Below are 17,522 nucleotides of genomic sequence, written 5' to 3'. Positions count from 1 at the left end.
TAAACGGGAGGACTTTATGAAAGCATCTTATCAGGGTGAATTTAATTTTACAAAATATCTTGAAAAAGTCTGCGATGCAGAAACAATTCTCTATACTGGCCGCGTTTCAGGCGTAAAAGGTCTTGAAATTGAAAGCGAAGGCCCACGTTCTGTAATCGGTGAAATCTGTACTATAAAGCTTCCTGGCGGTAAATCAATTAAAGCTGAAGTTGTGGGCTTACAGGGAAAGACTGTCCGCCTTACTGCCTTTGGCGAAACTAAGGGAATTGAAATAGGCTGTGAAGTCATTGCTTCCGGCGCCACCTTACAGGTCCCGGTTGGAATGACTCTTTTGGGGCGCACTATCGATGCAACGGGCACTGCCATTGACGGCAAGGGAGAAATCAGCCCGGAAACATATTATCCTGCAATTGAAGTTTCTCCGGATCCAATGCGAAAAAATCCGGTAAACAAAAGAATTACAACCGGCGTTCGCGCCATCGACTCACTTTTGACAATCGGAAAAGGTCAGCGAATCGGTATTTTTGCGGGGTCTGGTGTCGGTAAATCGACTTTGCTTTCCATGATTGCCCGAAATACTGATGCTGATATTAACGTAATCGGTTTGATTGGTGAACGAGGCCGCGAGGTTCTTGATTTTATTGACCGAGATCTTGGAAAAGAAGGCTTAAAGCGTTCTGTTGTTGTAGTTGCAACTGGTGACCAGCCTGCAATCTGCCGTGTCCGCGCTGCCTATGTCTGTACCGCCATAGCAGAATACTTCCGCGACCAGGGAAAAGACGTAGTTTTAATGATGGATAACGTTACCCGTTTTGCCAAGGCTCAGCAGGAAATCGGACTTTCTAACGGTGAGCTTCCTGGAAACGGCGGCTATCCTCCGTCAGTTTTTGATATGCTTCCAAAGCTTATGGAACGTACCGGTACAAACGATAAAGGTTCCATTACAGCCTTCTATAACGTCCTTGTAGATTCTGATGATATGAACGAGCCTATTACAGATGCCGTTCGCGGTATTCTGGACGGTCATATCGTTCTTTCCCGTCAGCTGGCACAGGCTTATCATTATCCTGCAATTGATGTTCTTGCTTCTATAAGCCGTCTTTCTAAGCGGGTAAGCGGAAAGCAGACTCAGATTGCTGCGGGTAAAATCAGAACTTTGATGGCAACCTACCGCGATAACTCCACTATGATTACTGCGGGTATCTATCAGAAGGGTAATTCTGCAAGTATTGATGCGGCTATTGATAAACATGATGAAATTGAAGACTTTCTCAAGCAGGAAGAATTTGACCCGTGTCCTATGAAGGATACCCTTGATAAAATGGCTCTGCTTGCAGGAGTGGAAATTCCTGAAGAGGAATATTCTGAGGCTCCAGCCTTGAACCGTCCTACAACTGCTCAGATTGTTGATGCCCAGAAGGCTGTAACAGAAAGTGAAGAAATTTAAGTTTGAACTTGAAAAAATCCTTGAATACCGCGATTTTGAAAAACAGCAGGCAGAAGGGGAGCTGGCAAAAGCCCTGGCTGTTGAAACTGAAATTCAAAACAGTTTAAAAAAGATTGCCGAGCAGTATGCTGCCCTTGATAAATATATGTCAGGCTCCCTTGATTTTTCAGATATGGTCAGCATGAGCCAGAACAAAAATCTCTTGAATTATCAGAAAGAAGAACTTCTTAAACAGCTTGCCGAGGCAAAGCTTGTAAGCGACCAGAAGAGAGAAGTCCTAAAAGAATGCATGAAAAAAACTACCGCTCTTGAAAAAATGAAAGAACTGCAGTTTTCCCAGTATAAAGAAGAAGTAAAGCACGCGGAAAATAAACGCCTGCAGGCAATTGCAGCAAGTAAGGTTAGTGCGGAACACAGGAATTAGTTATAGTTTCAAAAAGTTATTTGTTGCAATTATAATGAAGATGAGTAATTGCCCCTGCCAGTGCGTCGGCGGCGTGGTCTGGCTTTGGTTCTGTCTTAAGCCCTAAAAGGATTTTTACATAGTGTTCCACAAGTTCCTTGTCTGCCTTTGTGGTTCCTGTCACAGCCTGCTTAATTTGATTCGGCTGATATTCTCCAAGCTTGATGCAGTGCTGGGCAAGACAGAGAGTCACTACACCCCGGGCTTCTGCAACCCCCATGGCAGATGTTACGTTTTTTGCAAAAAAGAGGGTTTCCATACCCGCTTCATCAGGCTTAAACTCATCGATTACAGCGCAGAGACGGTTATATATAGAAAGAAGCCGCTCACCGTGGGGCTGGTCAGACTTTGTAGTAATACAGCCATAGCTTACCATGCGGTATTTTCCCTGGCAAAAATCAACGATGCCAAAGCCCGTATTAGCCAGTCCCGGGTCAATTCCCAGCACCCGCTTAATTTTCTTTTTCAGATGAGAATTTTCGTTATTTTTTATAGTTCCCGGTAAGGACTCAAATTCCGCTGTCTTATTAATCATATGTCTATAATTTATCTGTGTCCCATCTGTGTTTATCCGTGTTCATCCGTGTCAAAAACTTCTCTAAGCCATAAAAAAAGTCCGCCTGTAAGCGGACTCTTAAACTTAAGCAGAAAACTTATTATTCTTCCGGCTCGAAGTCATCTGGGAATTCAGCTGTATGATAAACATTCTGAACATCATCATTGTCTTCAAGTTTATCAATCATCTTCTGAACTTTAGCAGCTGTATCTTTATCAACTGGCTGATAAGCATCTGGAACAAGACCAACATCAGCAGAAAGTGATTCAAAGCCTTTTTCGTTCAATGCATCAGCAACAGCAGCGAATGCATCAGGAGAAGTTGTTACAGTGATAACTCCGTCTTCATTTACGATATCGTCAGCACCTGCTTCCAAAGCAACTTCCATTACTTCGTCTTCAGAAACTTTTTCTGCATCGTATTCAATTGTACCCTTGCGCTGGAACATGCGTGATACAGAACCAGTAGTACCAAGGTTTCCGCCGTTCTTTGTAAAGATATTACGGATATCAGCAGCAGCACGGTTTTTGTTATCTGTAAGAACTTCAACCATTACAGCAACTCCACCTGGAGCGTATCCTTCGTATACCAATTCTTCGTAAGATGTTGCACCGTCTTCACCAGTACCTTTTTTGATTGCGCGCTCGATGTTGTCTTTAGGCATGTTAGCAGCGCGAGCCTTAATGATGATTGTACGGAGACGTGGGTTAGAGTTAGGATCACCACCACCCATACGTGCAGCAATAGAAATTTCCTTAATGAATTTTGTAAAAATCTTACCGCGCTTTGCGTCGGCGATTCCTTTAGCGTGTTTGATTGTCGCCCATTTACTGTGTCCTGACATGGGGAACTCCTTATATAATATTAGATTACTGAATTAATAGTTTAATTTAGCATATTTATCATTTTTTTACAATAACTATCATTGTAAGGTCATCTTTGATTTCAGCACCTTCTGTGTATTCACGGAACTCGCCCAAAACCTGATTAAGTTTTTCCTGGGCAGAATGTCCTGTAGCGTGTTCAAAGGCAGTTTTAATTCGGTCAGTTCCGAACTCAACTCCATTTACATCCTTTGATTCATACAAGCAGTCTGTATAAATGATGATTGCATCACCCGGGCTCATTCTGAATTTAATTCCGGTATATTCAACAGGAATATTTTTAATACCGATTAATCCGCCAGAAGATTCTTTTCCGGCAATTGCAGCCATACTAGCCTTACCTGCGGCATTTCTGAAGAACATTGCAGGGTGGCCTCCGTTTACATAATAAACGTGGTCATCTTCAAAACGGAGCAGAATACCAGTAAGGTAGTTTTCTACATCACCCTTATCTTCAGCAATCTTATTACTGATAATGCTCATTACTGAAGCAAGAGGCTTATTCATATTATCAACTACTTCCTTAGAAATAATCGATTTTGCAAGCATTGTAACAAGACCTGCCGCAATACCGTGGCCTGAAACGTCAAAGAGTGCAGCGCCAGAAAGGCGGTTACCAGTTTTATAGAAATCGAACAAGTCTCCGGAAACGCCGGCCTTTGGATTAAAGGTAAAGGCTACATCATAATCGCTTGTGATAGGAGCAGTTCTTGGATAGAAGCTCTGCTGAACGTAAACTGCAAGCTTCATGTCATCTGCGGCCTGTTTATTTGCTGCTTCAAGAGCTGAGTTTGCTTCAGAAAGTTCGCGGGTACGGTCATTTACCTTCTGTTCCAGGTTGGCATTCAAATCTTCTGCTTCATTGCGGGCAGCAGTAAATTTACTTGCAAGGATGAACAAAAGCATGATGATTACAAGCATCCAGCCGTACATGGAAATATAAGGAAGCGCATACCATTTCAAGATGTTATGCAGAAGATCAAGGAAAATGGCAAGAATGAATGGAGAAAAACCGATTAAAAGAGGACGAACATCCTGACGGTTCTTTCTGAAAGCCCGAATCATTGTTACGGCAATAAATACCAGCTGAGGCAAAAGAAGCAGCTGACAGAAATTCCACATATTTCTTAATACAGGATAATTTGGAGCAAGTAAAAGAATAACAATAGGAAGTCCTACAAGAATTCTTCTTACATATTTTACAATTCTTGAATCCTTATAGCCCAAAAATACTTCAACAAAGGAGCCTACAAAATAAATCAAAAGGAAAGGAAGTGAGTAAGAGAAAATCTTCTGGAAGGTAAGGAAGTTCAGACCGTGGAAAGGCAAATCAGGCAAATCATCAATATAGAATACACAAAGATAGAAGGCTGTTACGATATTGATGAAGGCGAAGAGAATGTTTTCACGGTCTTTAGGACGTTTTGCAAAAATAAGGATATGATATGCCGCAATTACCAGAAGGGCAAAGGCGCACAGTGCATAAATGGTTCCGTTCCAGAAACGCTCGCGTTTATAGGTATGTTCAACTTTATCTGAATCTGAAATATATGGAAGAGGATTTGCAACAACAGAACCTTCTCCGTTAATCCAGATTTTTATTTTAAGCTCGTTTTCAGCTCCCTTTTTAATGATTCCTGACGGAATATTATAGGCGCGGACTTTATTCCATGAACTCCATTCTGCCGGCGGGAAGTAACCGCCAGTTCCAATCAGGCTGCCGTTAAAATAAGTTTCATCAGCCATTGTGATGCGGCCAAGATAAATTGATAAATCTTTATCTGAAATGTCAGCAGGAATTGTTAAAGTATTTTTTATCCAGATATAACCGATTCCAGTCTCTAAAAGAGGAGGAAGGTTTGAAAGATTTGATGGCGGAAGAGTTTTCCATCCTGTTTTTCCGCTTTCGTCTAAGGTGTAAGTCCAGTCTTTGTAAAGGTAAATGGTGCTGCTGTCCTTCATTTTTTTGCAGCCAGTAAAACAAGAAAGTATCAAACTGAACAAAACTAAAATCAAGAGATTTGATTTTTTCATAAGTCTTATTACTCCTGTTTGTGAGTGTTAATCTATTACGCTGATAGTACTACTATCAGAATAAGATTACAATACTTTATATTTACTGTCAATTCAATTTATTTTTACAAATTAAACTTTCCATTTTATAATTATTATAAATTATTATAACTGAGAGGTGCATTATGGCTCAAATTAAAGTAACTTTTATCAACAACTCAAAAGTAATCTCAGAAACAACTGTTGAAGCAGGAACCTTAGTTTATAGAGTTTTAGGAAATTTTAAGCTTTCGCCGGAAGATACTGATAATATTGTTGGCGTAAAAATCAATAATGAAATCTGCTCTCTAGAAAAACGCATTCAGTACACGGCAAAAATTGAACCTATCATGCTGGCCACAAAAGAGGGCTCTGCAATCTACAAGCGTTCCCTCTGCCTTCTGCTTGCCGCTGCCGCCCACAGACTCTACCCGAAAACAAGGCTTCTTGTAGGTCACAGTCTTGGCTACGGTTACTATTACAATCTTGATGATGGAAAAGAAGATACTCAGGAAGTAATTGATGCAATGCAGGCAGAAATGCGCAAAATTGTTGACCTTGATCTTGAAATTAAAACTTCTCGCATTGCTTATGAAGAAGCAACTGAACTTTTTGACAGACTTGGGCTTGTAGAAACCAGAAAGCAGCTTGAATATTTAAGTCTTCCTTCTGTAAAAATCAATACAATCGGTGAATTTTCTGATATGTACTTTGGACCTATGGTTCAGCACACGGGAATCTTAAAGACTTTTGAACTGAAAAAATACGGTGAAGGCTTCTTGCTCCGCTTCCCAAGTCACGCAACTCCAAATAAGCTTCCGGAATTTAAGGATGAACCAAAGCTTTTTGAAGTTTACCAGAAGTACAAGAACTGGGGACGCCGTATGAACGTAACTTCTGCAGCTTCTCTTAATGAACTGATTTCTCAGCGCAAAATCAATGACTTTATTGACATTACAGAGATTTTCCAGCAGAAGAACTTTTCAAAAATCGCAAGCCAGATTATTGAAAGAAAAACTGTCCGAGTAGTTTTGATTGCGGGACCTTCTTCTTCAGGAAAGACAACATCTGCAAAAAAACTGGCACTTGAACTTCAGGCTCTTGGCTATACTCCAAAAGTAATCAGCCTTGACTGTTACTATGCCGGTGCAGACAAGACTCCACTTGATGAAAACGGTCAGCCTGATTTTGAATGTCTTGAAGCCTTGAATATTGATCTTTTGAACCAGAATCTTATGGATTTGTTTGAAGGAAAGGAAATCAAACTTCCAAGCTATGACTTCCACACAGGAACCAGCTATTTTGAAGAAGGAAACACAATGACTTTGGGTAAGAATGAAATCCTTATTATGGAAGGAATTCATGGTTTGAATGACAAGCTTACTCCAAAGGTTCCTGCAGAATATAAATTCAAGATTTATCTTTCTGCCTTGACCCAGCTGAACCTGAACGACCATAACCGTGTTTCTACAAGTGATAACCGCCTTATCAGAAGAATCGTACGTGACAACAACTTCCGCGGAAAACCGGCAGAAGGTACAATTCAGATGTGGCCTAGCGTTCGTAAGGGAGAAGAACTTCACATTTTCCCGTTCCAGAACAATGCGGATGCAGTTTTGAACACAGCCCTGGACTACGAGCTTTCAGTTCTGCGAGTTTACGCAGCGCCTCTTTTGCGTCAGGTAAACCCGACAATGCCTGAATACGCTGAAGCCCGCCGCCTGCTTTCTTTCCTGGAAAACTTCACTACAGTTTCACCGGAAGCAGTACCGCCACGCTCGATTATACGAGAATTTATAGGTGGAAGCGCATTTAAATATTAGATGAAAATCGGAAATCCTAAAGCGAACCATGCGTTCGCTTTAGGATTATCCGAAAAACTATCTCACGAGCGCATTCATGCGCGAGTTTGCACTTTTGGAATGAAATTTGCAAAAAATAAACTCTATGTCCATCTGTGGCTGATTCTGCTATAATATTTACTATGTTCAACTCAATCACTGGAATCATAACGGCAAAATTTCCTAAACAGCTTTTTTTGGATAATAACGGAATTGAATGGGATATCTGTGTTCCCGATTCAAACCTTGAACTTCTTCCTCCTGTGGGTAATGAGGCAAAGGTTTATACCTGGCTTCAGCATACAGAAAATCTTATGAGCCTTTATGGTTTTGCAAGCGCTGATGAACGCTCTGTATTCTTAGACCTTTTGAAAGTTGACGGGGTAGGGCCTAAGGGCGCCGTAAAAATTATGAGTTCAGTTTCCAGCGGCCGCTTGAATGACGTTCTTGAACGCGGGGACGTTGAAATGCTGGAAAAGATTCCTGGCGTTGGTAAGAAAACTGCCGCCAAGATGATGCTGGCCCTTAAGGGAAAACTTAAACTTTCTGAAGCAAATCCTTCTATTAATATACAGTCTGCAAGTCCTTATTCTGATGTCGTTGCCTCACTTGTAAGCATGGGCTACGATAAACGTCTTGTTGAACAGAAGGTCAGCCAGCTGGCAGAAGTACTTTCAGCTCAGTCAGATTTTGCAGGCAAGACTCAAAAAGACCGCGAAGATTTGATTTTCCGCCGCGCAATCGTAGAATTGGCTTAATTCTTTCTATATAAATCATCAAAAACTCCTCATTTTTTTATATTTATTTTGCATTATAAAAATTCCGGGTTTATAATGAGAGTATAAAAAAATGTTTTCCTCTTGTTTTTTCAACTTGTGGACAACATGGGAGTGACTTATGAAATTAAAATTGTCGGTAAAAATTGGTGCGCTTGTTGCCCTTGCAATTGTTCTTGCATCAGCTTCTGTTGCGTTTATATCAACAAAGATTGTTGCTTCTGAAGTTTCAAAAATCACGCTTGAAAATCTACAGACTACTGAAAGAGGTGTTATGGGCACTCTGGAGGAATGGCGTGAAGAGTTGAGGTATTCAACTCTGGTACTTGCTGATAAAACACGTCTTGCAACAGCCCTCGCTAATGATGATTTTGATACTGCAAATCAGCTTGCCACAGATCAGAAAAGACTTCTTGATATTGACTACCTTCTTGTAACAGATGAAAAAGGAAATATTGTCGGCGGTAACGGCGGCAAAGGAAAAAATATTGCTAATTCCCATGCCGTAAAAAATGCCTTGAACGGTAATCCTGAATATGCTTTTGAATCAAGTGATATTTTCCCTTTTAGTATTTCTTATGCTTATCCAATTAAATCTGGTGGTCGTATTGTTGGTAGTGTTCTTGGAACTTTCAGTATGAGTGATTCAGAATTCGTAAATACAATTAAAGATACTTACAATCTTGAATGTACAATGTTTGAAGGAAACGTTCGTGCCGCAACAACCCTGGGAGATAATCTTGTTGGAACAAAACAGGAAGATAAAAAAATCCTCGAAACAGTTTTTGATAAAGGTGAGCGCTATGAAGGTACAGCAATGATTGCCGGTAAAGGTTATCTTTGTGTTTATGCTCCGATTGTGGATAAGAGCGGTGAAATTTCAGGAATGCTTTTTGTTGCAAAGTCAACCGCTGTTATCTATGAAATCATGCATCAGATTCTTGTCATCGTAATTCCAATTATTATTGCTCTTGTAATTGTACTTTGTGTAATTGCTGCAATTATTCTTGGCCGTCTCTTGAAGCCTCTTAATGGTGTAAAAAATACTTTGAATGATATTTCAAGCGGTGATGCAGACCTTACACAGCGTATTCCTCAGACTTCACAGGATGAAATTGGTGATGTTGTAAACGGTTTCAATACTTTTGCCGGAAAACTTCAGGTTATTATTGGTGACGTAAAATCTTCTAAAGATGAACTTATGGTTGCCGGTGAAAACCTTACAACAGCAACTCACGATACGGCAAGTTCTATTACAGAGATTGTTGCAAATATCGACAGTATGAAGCGCCAGATTGAAGGTCAGAACCAGAGCGTTAACCAGACAGCTGGTGCCGTAACAGAGATTGCTTCTAATATCGAATCTCTTGGACGCATGGTTGAAACTCAGTCGAGCGGTGTAACTCAGGCTTCTGCTGCAGTTGAACAGATGATTGGTAATATTTCTTCTGTAAATACCTCTATGGATAAAATGGCTCACTCATTTGATGATTTGCGTTCTAATTCACAGGTTGGTATCAGCAAGCAGAAGGCTGTAAATGACCGTATTGAACAGATTGAAACTCAGTCACAGATGCTTCAGGAAGCAAACGTTGCAATTTCTTCTATTGCAAGCCAGACAAACCTTCTTGCCATGAACGCCGCAATTGAAGCTGCTCATGCCGGTGAAGCTGGTAAGGGATTCGCAGTAGTTGCTGATGAAATCCGAAAACTTTCTGAAACTTCTACAGCTCAGTCAAAGACAATAGGTGACCAGCTGAACAATATTAAGGAATCTATCAATGAAGTAGTTTCTGCTTCTTCTGAAGCAAGTATTGCCTTTGAATCTGTATCGAAGAAACTTGAAGAAACAGATGCTCTTGTAATGCAGATTAAGTCTGCAATGGAAGAGCAGAACGAAGGTTCTAAGCAGATTACAGAAGCCCTTCACAGCATGCAGGACAGTACTCTTGAGGTAAAGAATGCATCTGCAGAAATGGAAGAAGGAAACAAGATGATTCTTAAAGAGGTTCAGGCTCTTCAGGATGCCGCTGCTAACATGACTCAGAGCATGGAAGAAATGGGTATTGGTGCCAAGAACATCAATGAAACAGGCGCTGCCTTGAGCGAAGTTTCTGACCAGATTAATCACTCAATCGATAAGATTGGTGAACAGGTAGATAAGTTCAAGGTTTGATGAGATTATAGGTTCTAGGTTTTAGGTTCTAGGTTCTAGCAGTTTTTAAGTCAGGCTGTATAAAAAATGCGGAGCAGAGGTTCGTTATTTGCGACGCATTGAGCCCGATGCGGTTGATACAGCGCGTAAGGACTCATACAGAGCAGGCAAAGCCTGCGTCGAGGGCTCTCGGCAGAGAAAATAACGGTTCTCTGCGGGAGCATTTTTTTTTGTAGGAAAAGTTTTTAAAATCTGATAAACTTAAATTATGACCGATGAAGATTTTGGCGCGATTGTTAGGGCCGACATTCAGAACCGTTTTGACGAACAGGACAACAAGCTGCGTCCAAAAATGCTTTCGGATTTTTTGGGACAGGAAAGCATAAAAAAGAATCTTTCTACATTTATAGAAGCCGCAAAACAGCGACAGGAACCGCTGGATCATCTTCTTTTAATTGGTCCACCGGGACTTGGAAAAACTACTCTTGCCCAGATTACAGCAAATGAGCTTGGAGTTGATTTTAAGGTAACTTCAGCGCCTGCTCTTGATAAGCCAAAGGATCTAGCCGGGATTTTAAGTACAATCACAGAACGAACTGTATTTTTTATTGATGAAATCCACCGCTTGAAGCCTGCAATTGAAGAAATGCTTTATATTGCAATGGAAGATTTTGAGCTGGACTGGATAATCGGGCAGGGGGCCGCAGCCCGCACTGTGCGTATTCCAATTCCTCCTTTTACTCTTGTGGGGGCAACAACAAAGGCTGGTTCTGTAAGTTCACCGCTTCGTTCTCGCTTTGGCTTTATTCCCCGCTTTGAGTTTTATACTCAGGAAGAGCTTTCTAAAATCATCATAAGAAGCGCTGGAATTTTAAACGTTCAGATTGAAAAAGACGCGGCACTTCTTCTTGCCCAGTGCTGCCGGGGAACTCCTCGTGTTGCAAACAGAGTGCTTCGCCGCATGAGGGATTTTGCCCAGGTTCAGGGAAGCGGCTTCATCACTCTTCAGACTGTTGATGACGGTCTTAGAAAACTTGAAATTGACCAGCTTGGTCTTGAAAAGGCTGACCGCGACATACTTAAGTCTATAATCGAAAACTTTGGCGGCGGGCCTGTAGGGGCAGAAACTCTTGCAATCAGCATTGGAGAAAGCATTGATACTCTGGAAGATTACTACGAGCCATACCTGATTCAGTGCGGACTTTTACAGAGAACTCCACGCGGCCGAATGGTTACAGCAAAGGCATATTCACATCTTGGAATGGAAGCCACTTCTTCTGCTGCTCAGAACAGCCAGCAGTCATTATTTCTGCAAAGGTCGTAACCGGTCTTACAACTTCCGAATGTTCCGAACCTTTGCATAACATTTTGCAAGGCAAAATGATGTAGTATTTCTTTTTAGGAGTTTTTAGATGAAAACATCTGATTTTAACTTTGAATTACCGGAAGAACTTATTGCCCAGCATCCGAGCGGAATCCGCGGGCAGGACAAACTCATGCTTTTGGACCGTCAGACCGGCGAATTTAAGCATCTTTCTATGGATGATTTACCGGATTTGATTACCCCGGACACCCTGATGATTTTTAATAATTCCCGCGTACGCCGTGCCAGAGTTTACGGAATTAAGGAATCTACCGGCCGCGAATGTGAGTTTATGTTCCTCAACACAATCGATAAGGACTGCTGCATCTGGAACACAATGGTAAAGGGCGCAAAAAAGCAGAAGCCTGGAATGCATTATAAATTTCCGGACGGCACTGTGGGTACAATCGTTGAACATGCGGGTAATGCGGGAACTGAATTCCGCGCAATGAAGTTTGATTTTGCAATCGATGAAGACTGGTTTGAGCGAAACGGTCATATTCCTCTGCCTCCATACATCAAGCGTGGTGATACAGAAGAAGACAGCGAGCGCTATCAGAATGTTTATGCAACAGATACAGGTTCAGCTGCATGCCCGACTGCAGGACTGCACTTTACAGAAGAAATGCTAAAACGCCTTTCTGACAAGGGAATTGACCGCGCCTTTGTAACACTTCACGTGGGACTTGGAACCTTCCTTCCTGTGCGCGAAGACGAAATTGAAAATCACAGAATGCACGAGGAATGGTATACAATTCCGCTTGAAACTGCCCAGAAAATCAATCAGGCAAAAAAGGAAGGACGACCGATTCTTGCTGTTGGTACTACAAGCGTGCGTACACTTGAAAGCGCCGCCAAAGCAATTATTGATGCCGGCGGAAAACCGGGCGATAACGACGTCTGGGTAAATGCAGGAACTTCTTCTACCAGCATTTTTATGTACCCGGGTTATAAGTTTAATGTAGTAGACAAAATGTTCACAAACTTCCATACGCCGGAAAGCACACTTATTATGCTGGTCAGTGCCTTTGCAGGCCGTGAACACATCTTAAATGCATACGAGGCAGCAGTTGAAAATAAGTACAGGTTCTTTTCATATGGAGATTGCATGTTCATTCGTTAGTTTTTGCGCAGCAAAAACTAATTAAGCACGCGAATGCGTGCGACGCGACTGCATGCTTATTAGGTAAGCTGTTCAAACGAATATCGTGTCAAATTAAAAAACTGCTGCTTCATTACGTCGCTGATCATTTTGTCGGTGGCGGTTTTTTTGAAGGCGACGGCGGCATCTTCGCAAATCTGGCTTACGTCTTTTTGAGAAAGAGGAAGGCGCTTGCCGACAAGGGAGTTTTCAAATTCCTTGCTGTGAAAGGTGAAAGGTCCTGCAAAAGTAAGGCGAACGCTCAAAAGACTGTTTTTTTCAATTTTTGCAAGAAAGGCAAATGAGGCAGAAAGTTCCGTAATTCCCTGTTCCGGGCCGATTCGGCGGAAAATCGAAAGGTCTGAATCCAAAAGAGGAATTCTGATTGAAGTCAGGATTGAGCCCTGTGGCAGGTTTTTGAAGCTGAGGATACTTTCTGAGTAGGATTCATTCAAATTCTTAAAATCAAGTTTTGCATCCAGAGCCATAAGAGGGGCGTAAAGTGTATGCTTCTGACCGCTGGAAAGAATGTTGCCGCCGATTGTTGCCATATTCCGGATAATTGGATTTGCAATTGATGAAAGCGCTTCGTAAAGAATCTGAGGCAGGTGATTCTGTCCAAGTCCGAGAAGCTGATTTAGCGTAACCCCGGGACCAACCGTAAGAAAGCGTTCGTGGCGGGTGATGTGATTAAAATCCTTTATCTGCTTAATTGAAATTGCCTTTGAGGGAAAATCTTCGTTTCCTGTGCAGCCTCCGACAATTTTTGCGCCCTGATTATTTTTTAGGAGAGTCAAAAGTTCGTTTGGATTTTTGGCATAAAGCATCTGTTTAATCATTAAAGCTCTCCTTCAATTTTTGTAACTCGTTTAAGGCGTTTTGCCTGCAATTGAAGCGCGTAAATAACTCCGTTTACAAGAGTTTCCAAGTCTGTACAGCATGAAGAAAGATGTTTCATCTGTTCTTTTATTTCCTGGCGGGTCGGGATTTTTGTGTTTTTCAAAATCTGATAGGCTGAAAAAATCTTTCCGGAATTGCAGTAGCCGCAGAGTTTGATTCCGGCCTTATTAAAGCCATCAATGATGATTGTATAAAAATCTGATTTTTCAAAAAAATCCAGGGTGATTATTTCCATGTCTTTTACAAGTCCTGCCGGGATTTTGCAGGAAGCTACCGGTGCGTCGTTTAAGAGAATTGTGCAGGCGCCGCAACCGCCTTCCATGCAGGCAGTTTTTACAGAAGGACAGCCGTTTTTGTGCAGGACCTTTACAAGCGGTTCGTCTGCCTGGGCTTCAAGGATTACTTTTGTTTTATTAAGGGTTACCGGGATTTTCATTGTTTAACTTCTCCCCGCTGTTTTATGAGTGTGTAAAGCTGACTTTCCGTACAAGGAAGCTTTGTAACCTGTGTTGCAAGAGCCGAAGAAAGGGCAGAGGCAAAGGCTGCCGGAAGGGCGTTATGAACTAATTCTCCTACTTGGCCGGCTGAGTTTTTTGACGGAATGAACTGAATGAAAATGTCATCGCAGGTTACATATTTTCCTTTTACAAGCAGACAGAGTTCTTTTTGAACTTCAAGGCGGACAGTGCGCAGGGCCGCTGCCTCATCAAGTATTTCTCCGCAGTCAATTGAAAGCCAGATTCCGCGGATTTTTTCGTTATAGGTGTAAGGGTCAAGTTCAACTTCGGCTACACAGGATATCAGGGAAGTTGACATAAAAGGTGAGCCGCAGAAGTTTTCTTTATCCCATTTTGTTTTTGCGCCGGCTGCAACGCTTTTTTTGGAAGTAATTGGCAGGGCCTGATGAAAGCGTTTTTTCTGTATTTCAAGGCAGCATTTTTTTATAAGCTGATTGATAATGCCTATTGTACTGATTGAATCTTCCGGTGATTTTGGCATTTCTTCCAGGGTGAAATTTGAGTCAATCTGAATATTTGCCTTTGGAAGTTCAAGAATTTTACTTGCGGTTGTTCGCCAGATATCCTGATTTACATTGGAAGTTTGAATTGTGTGAATGGTAACTTTTTCATCTGGCAGCAGGGTGACTTCAATTTTCGGATAGTATGAAAATGAACTTGCTCCGTGGTAGCCGGAATTATTGTAGGCGCAGGAAATACCGATTCCACGTAAAGGAAAGGCGAAAAATGGCTCCTGGCCCTGTTCAACGCGGTCAATGGAATCCATATGGAAGGAGGCATATTTTCTGTTGAAGTCGCTCATTCGGACTGTATTCTGAATTACTTCCTGAAGATTTTCATTTTCCAGTTCAAATGGAAAGCCGTTTACTGCTTCAATATTGATAAGGCGGACGTCATCCGGGAAGATACCTGTTACATTACTGATTTTCTGTATTTGATTTTCTATGGCAAAGAAGCTCTGAGAATCAACTCCCTTAATGCTGATTGTCGTAGGAGGATTTTTTGAGGTTTTTGCCTGGGCTTTTATGAAAAGATTTTTTGTCTTATAGAAGCTTGTAGAAGCAATTGCTATGCGGTCAGTTATTTCCTGGGCAAAAGGATTTTCTGCTCCCACATCAATATCGATATTAACTTTTAAGGCTTTTATGCGGCCTTCTTCATTTACGGCAGCTTTGTAGGTTATTTCGGTCTGAACGCCTGGAACCATAAAGGTATCCTGTTCAGTCTGAGAAAGCATTAGTTTTACAGGCTTTTTCAGAAGGTATGAAGCAATTGCTGTCTGGACTGCAATTTGCGTAGTTCTCCAAAGTCCGTCCGTGTAAAGGCTGGAAGTTTTTGTTTTATGGATAAAAATCAGTTCAGGATCTATGTTCAGAGTTTCTGCAAGAACTTTCTGAAGAAAATAAGTCCACTTTGTCGGAACGTAAATATGAAGCTTTTCTCCCTCTGTATAGCAGAAGGCTCCTGTCGGTTCCTGCCATTTTGGATTTATTACTGTCTGAGACCAGCTTTCTTCAATTATATATTTTTCATCTTCAAAGAGTTTTTTATCAGCTTCTTCCTGATTTGCTTCCTTAAAAAGTCCGCTTGAAATAATGCGCTCTGCAATGATTTTTTCTGTCTGGGTGTTTTGATTTTTTGTATCTATTACAGAGTCAAGGGAAGGAAGTTCGTTTAAGCTTGTTGCAAGGCTGTCTAAATCTGAAAGGGCATTTTTTTCACTTCCTTTCATTACGTTCGAAAGGGCAGATTCAAGGTTCTGAATGTCAAAATAAATTGCGGCCCGGTCAGTAAGTTCCTTGATTTCAAGTTCATCTGGTCCTACGACGATTCCAAGAGGCTCTCCTGTGTAACTTACATTCTTATAGCCAAGAATTTTTGTTACAGTGCCGTTGAACTCCATTGTTTTTGAACCGGGAATATCCTTTGCGGTAAAAAGCGAATAGCCTTCCGGCATGTCAGGAATCTGAATGTCTTTTACAATACCGGTTGCCGCTGGGCTTCGGATTAAAGAGGCATAAAGCATGCCTTCCTTTGAAAAATCGCTGTAAAAGCCTTTTGCATCAAGAGATCTGGTCGCAATTTTCTGTGCCTTTTTTGATTTTGCCATCTTCTTCTATTATATAATATTTTTTGCTAAATGTTGTTTTCTTTTCCTATTTTTGAGATAGTTTCTATAACATAATCTGACTGCTCTTCGCTTTCATCGGGGAAGAGGGGGATAGAAATAGTTCTCTGATATTGATTTTCTGCATTTGGATAATTTTTTGCATTAAAATCAGGATAGAGATTCTGCCAGTAGGTAAAATGGAAAATCGGGATAAAGTGTACGGAAACTCCAAGACCTGCTTCCTGCATTTTTTTTGCAAATTCTTCGCGGGTAATTTTGAGTTTTTCTGCTACAAGCCGCATTAAATAAAGATGCCAGCTGTTTCCCTCTCCGTCAGGCGGAAGCTGAATAAAATCAAGTTTCGAAAAAGCCTTATTGTATTTTTCTACAATCTTCTTACGCTGATTATAAAAAAGCCAGGCTCTGTCTGTCTGGCAGCAGCCAAGGGCAGAAAGCAAATCCGGCAGATTAAACTTATAGCCTGGAGCTACAATATCGTATTCCCAGGAAGCACGTGGTGAAGTGTAGCGGTCCCAGGTTGTTCGGTCCATTCCGTGAAGACGCATGACTGTCATTCTTTTTGCAAGATTTTTATCACGGGTGCAGACCATGCCGCCTTCCGCTGTGGTAATTGTTTTTGTAACGTAAAAACTGAAAACTCCTGCATCGCCGATTGTTCCGGCAAAGCCTAATTCTGTAGGACAAGGAAAGGCGTGGGCAGCATCTTCAATTACATAAATTTTATGATCCGGCCTGCTGTAGCGGTTTGCAAGTTCAACTATCTTTTTCATATTGCAGATATTGCCTGCGATATGAACAGGAACTATTGCCTTTACTTTAGGATTTCCGCTTTTGGCATCCTTTTTTAAGATTTCTTCTATTTTATCTGGATCAATACTGTAAGTATCTTTTTCTATGTCTGCAAAATAAACGTCAGCGTTGAGGTGGCGGGCGCAGGCAGCAGTCGAAACAAAAGTGTAGGGGGTCGTAATTACTGCAGTGCCTTCTTTCACTCCGCATGCTTCCATTGCAAGAATCATTCCGCTGGTATTTGAATTTACTGCAAGGCTGATTACAGCTTCATTTGAAAGATTCAGATCTCTTCTGTTTTTTGAAACTGTGTCACATGCAAAAGGTGATTCTGAGCAAGATTTGTCTTTTTCTGTAAGAACTGCAGAAAACTTTTTTTCGAATTCAAGGGTGTATTTTCCGGTTGTGAGCCAGCCGGAGCGGAGTACTTCCAGAACGGCATTTTCTTCATCTTTTGTAATTGCTGCCCGGTGAAAAGGTACTTTTATTTCGTTTGACATATTTTC

Annotated in this window: 14 protein-coding genes; 7 read left to right on the top strand and 7 right to left on the bottom strand. The window is 41.4% G+C overall.

What is annotated here, in order from left to right; genetic code table 11:
• The first annotated feature begins 16 nt into the window (after positions 1-16).
• Positions 17-1,447 carry a FliI/YscN family ATPase gene (locus T530_RS0103570; protein WP_027727848.1) on the top strand — a complete coding sequence of 477 codons (1,431 nt, stop codon included), beginning with the start codon at positions 17-19 and terminating at the stop codon, positions 1,445-1,447.
• A complete protein-coding gene (locus T530_RS0103565; protein WP_027727847.1) occupies positions 1,434-1,871 on the top strand; it encodes a hypothetical protein in 438 nt (145 codons plus the stop codon). Before T530_RS0103570 ends, T530_RS0103565 begins: the two co-directional genes overlap by 14 nt.
• Positions 1,872-1,887: 16 nt before the next feature.
• On the opposite strand, the gene ruvC is transcribed toward T530_RS0103565, so the two are convergent.
• The 3 genes from ruvC to T530_RS0103550 all read right to left on the bottom strand — a co-directional run bounded on the left by ruvC (position 1,888) and on the right by T530_RS0103550 (position 5,384).
• Positions 1,888-2,445, bottom strand: coding sequence for a crossover junction endodeoxyribonuclease RuvC (gene ruvC / locus T530_RS0103560; protein WP_156011513.1), 558 nt, complete (start codon positions 2,443-2,445; stop codon positions 1,888-1,890).
• Between the two features lie 121 nt (positions 2,446-2,566).
• A complete protein-coding gene (locus T530_RS0103555) occupies positions 2,567-3,310 on the bottom strand; it encodes a YebC/PmpR family DNA-binding transcriptional regulator (protein ID WP_009107819.1) in 744 nt (247 codons plus the stop codon).
• Positions 3,311-3,368: 58 nt separating this feature from the next.
• A complete protein-coding gene (locus T530_RS0103550; RefSeq protein WP_027727845.1) occupies positions 3,369-5,384 on the bottom strand; it encodes a PP2C family protein-serine/threonine phosphatase in 2,016 nt (671 codons plus the stop codon).
• 164 nt (positions 5,385-5,548) lie between these two features.
• On the opposite strand from T530_RS0103550, the gene T530_RS0103545 reads away from it, so the two are divergent.
• From T530_RS0103545 to queA, 5 genes are all read left to right on the top strand, one after another.
• Positions 5,549-7,225 carry a nucleoside kinase gene (locus T530_RS0103545; RefSeq protein ID WP_027727844.1) on the top strand — a complete coding sequence of 559 codons (1,677 nt, stop codon included), beginning with the start codon at positions 5,549-5,551 and terminating at the stop codon, positions 7,223-7,225.
• 161 nt (positions 7,226-7,386) lie between these two features.
• Positions 7,387-8,001 (top strand): Holliday junction branch migration protein RuvA, encoded by a 615-nt coding sequence (ruvA, locus tag T530_RS0103535; protein WP_027727843.1) that lies wholly within the window; start codon positions 7,387-7,389, stop codon positions 7,999-8,001.
• 139 nt (positions 8,002-8,140) lie between these two features.
• A complete protein-coding gene (locus T530_RS14955; protein ID WP_027727842.1) occupies positions 8,141-10,195 on the top strand; it encodes a methyl-accepting chemotaxis protein in 2,055 nt (684 codons plus the stop codon).
• A 247-nt stretch (positions 10,196-10,442) separates the two neighbouring features.
• Positions 10,443-11,498 (top strand): Holliday junction branch migration DNA helicase RuvB, encoded by a 1,056-nt coding sequence (gene ruvB, locus T530_RS0103525; protein WP_027727841.1) that lies wholly within the window; start codon positions 10,443-10,445, stop codon positions 11,496-11,498.
• An 88-nt stretch (positions 11,499-11,586) separates the two neighbouring features.
• On the top strand, positions 11,587-12,660 hold the full coding sequence (gene queA / locus T530_RS0103520) for a tRNA preQ1(34) S-adenosylmethionine ribosyltransferase-isomerase QueA (RefSeq protein WP_027727840.1): 1,074 nt from the start codon (positions 11,587-11,589) through the stop codon (positions 12,658-12,660).
• A gap of 59 nt (positions 12,661-12,719) precedes the next feature.
• Here queA and T530_RS0103515 read toward each other — a convergent pair whose 3' ends face one another.
• The 4 genes from T530_RS0103515 to T530_RS0103500 are packed head-to-tail and all read right to left on the bottom strand — an operon-like array spanning position 12,720 to position 17,516.
• Entirely contained in the window at positions 12,720-13,517 is a 798-nt protein-coding gene (locus T530_RS0103515) for a xanthine dehydrogenase family protein subunit M (protein ID WP_027727839.1), read from the bottom strand.
• Positions 13,517-14,014 (bottom strand): (2Fe-2S)-binding protein, encoded by a 498-nt coding sequence (locus tag T530_RS0103510; protein ID WP_027727838.1) that lies wholly within the window; start codon positions 14,012-14,014, stop codon positions 13,517-13,519. The genes T530_RS0103515 and T530_RS0103510 overlap by 1 nt, the downstream gene beginning before the upstream one ends.
• On the bottom strand, positions 14,011-16,206 hold the full coding sequence (locus T530_RS0103505) for a molybdopterin cofactor-binding domain-containing protein (RefSeq protein ID WP_027727837.1): 2,196 nt from the start codon (positions 16,204-16,206) through the stop codon (positions 14,011-14,013). The genes T530_RS0103510 and T530_RS0103505 overlap by 4 nt, the downstream gene beginning before the upstream one ends.
• Positions 16,207-16,232: 26 nt before the next feature.
• Positions 16,233-17,516 (bottom strand): DegT/DnrJ/EryC1/StrS aminotransferase family protein, encoded by a 1,284-nt coding sequence (locus T530_RS0103500; RefSeq protein WP_027727836.1) that lies wholly within the window; start codon positions 17,514-17,516, stop codon positions 16,233-16,235.
• Positions 17,517-17,522 lie beyond the last annotated feature (6 nt).

Source organism: Treponema sp. C6A8 (genome assembly GCF_000619925.1).
Lineage (GTDB): Bacteria > Spirochaetota > Spirochaetia > Treponematales > Treponemataceae > Treponema_D.
Note: the sequence above shows the minus strand (reverse complement) of the source record. Positions and strands in the feature narration are given on the sequence as shown.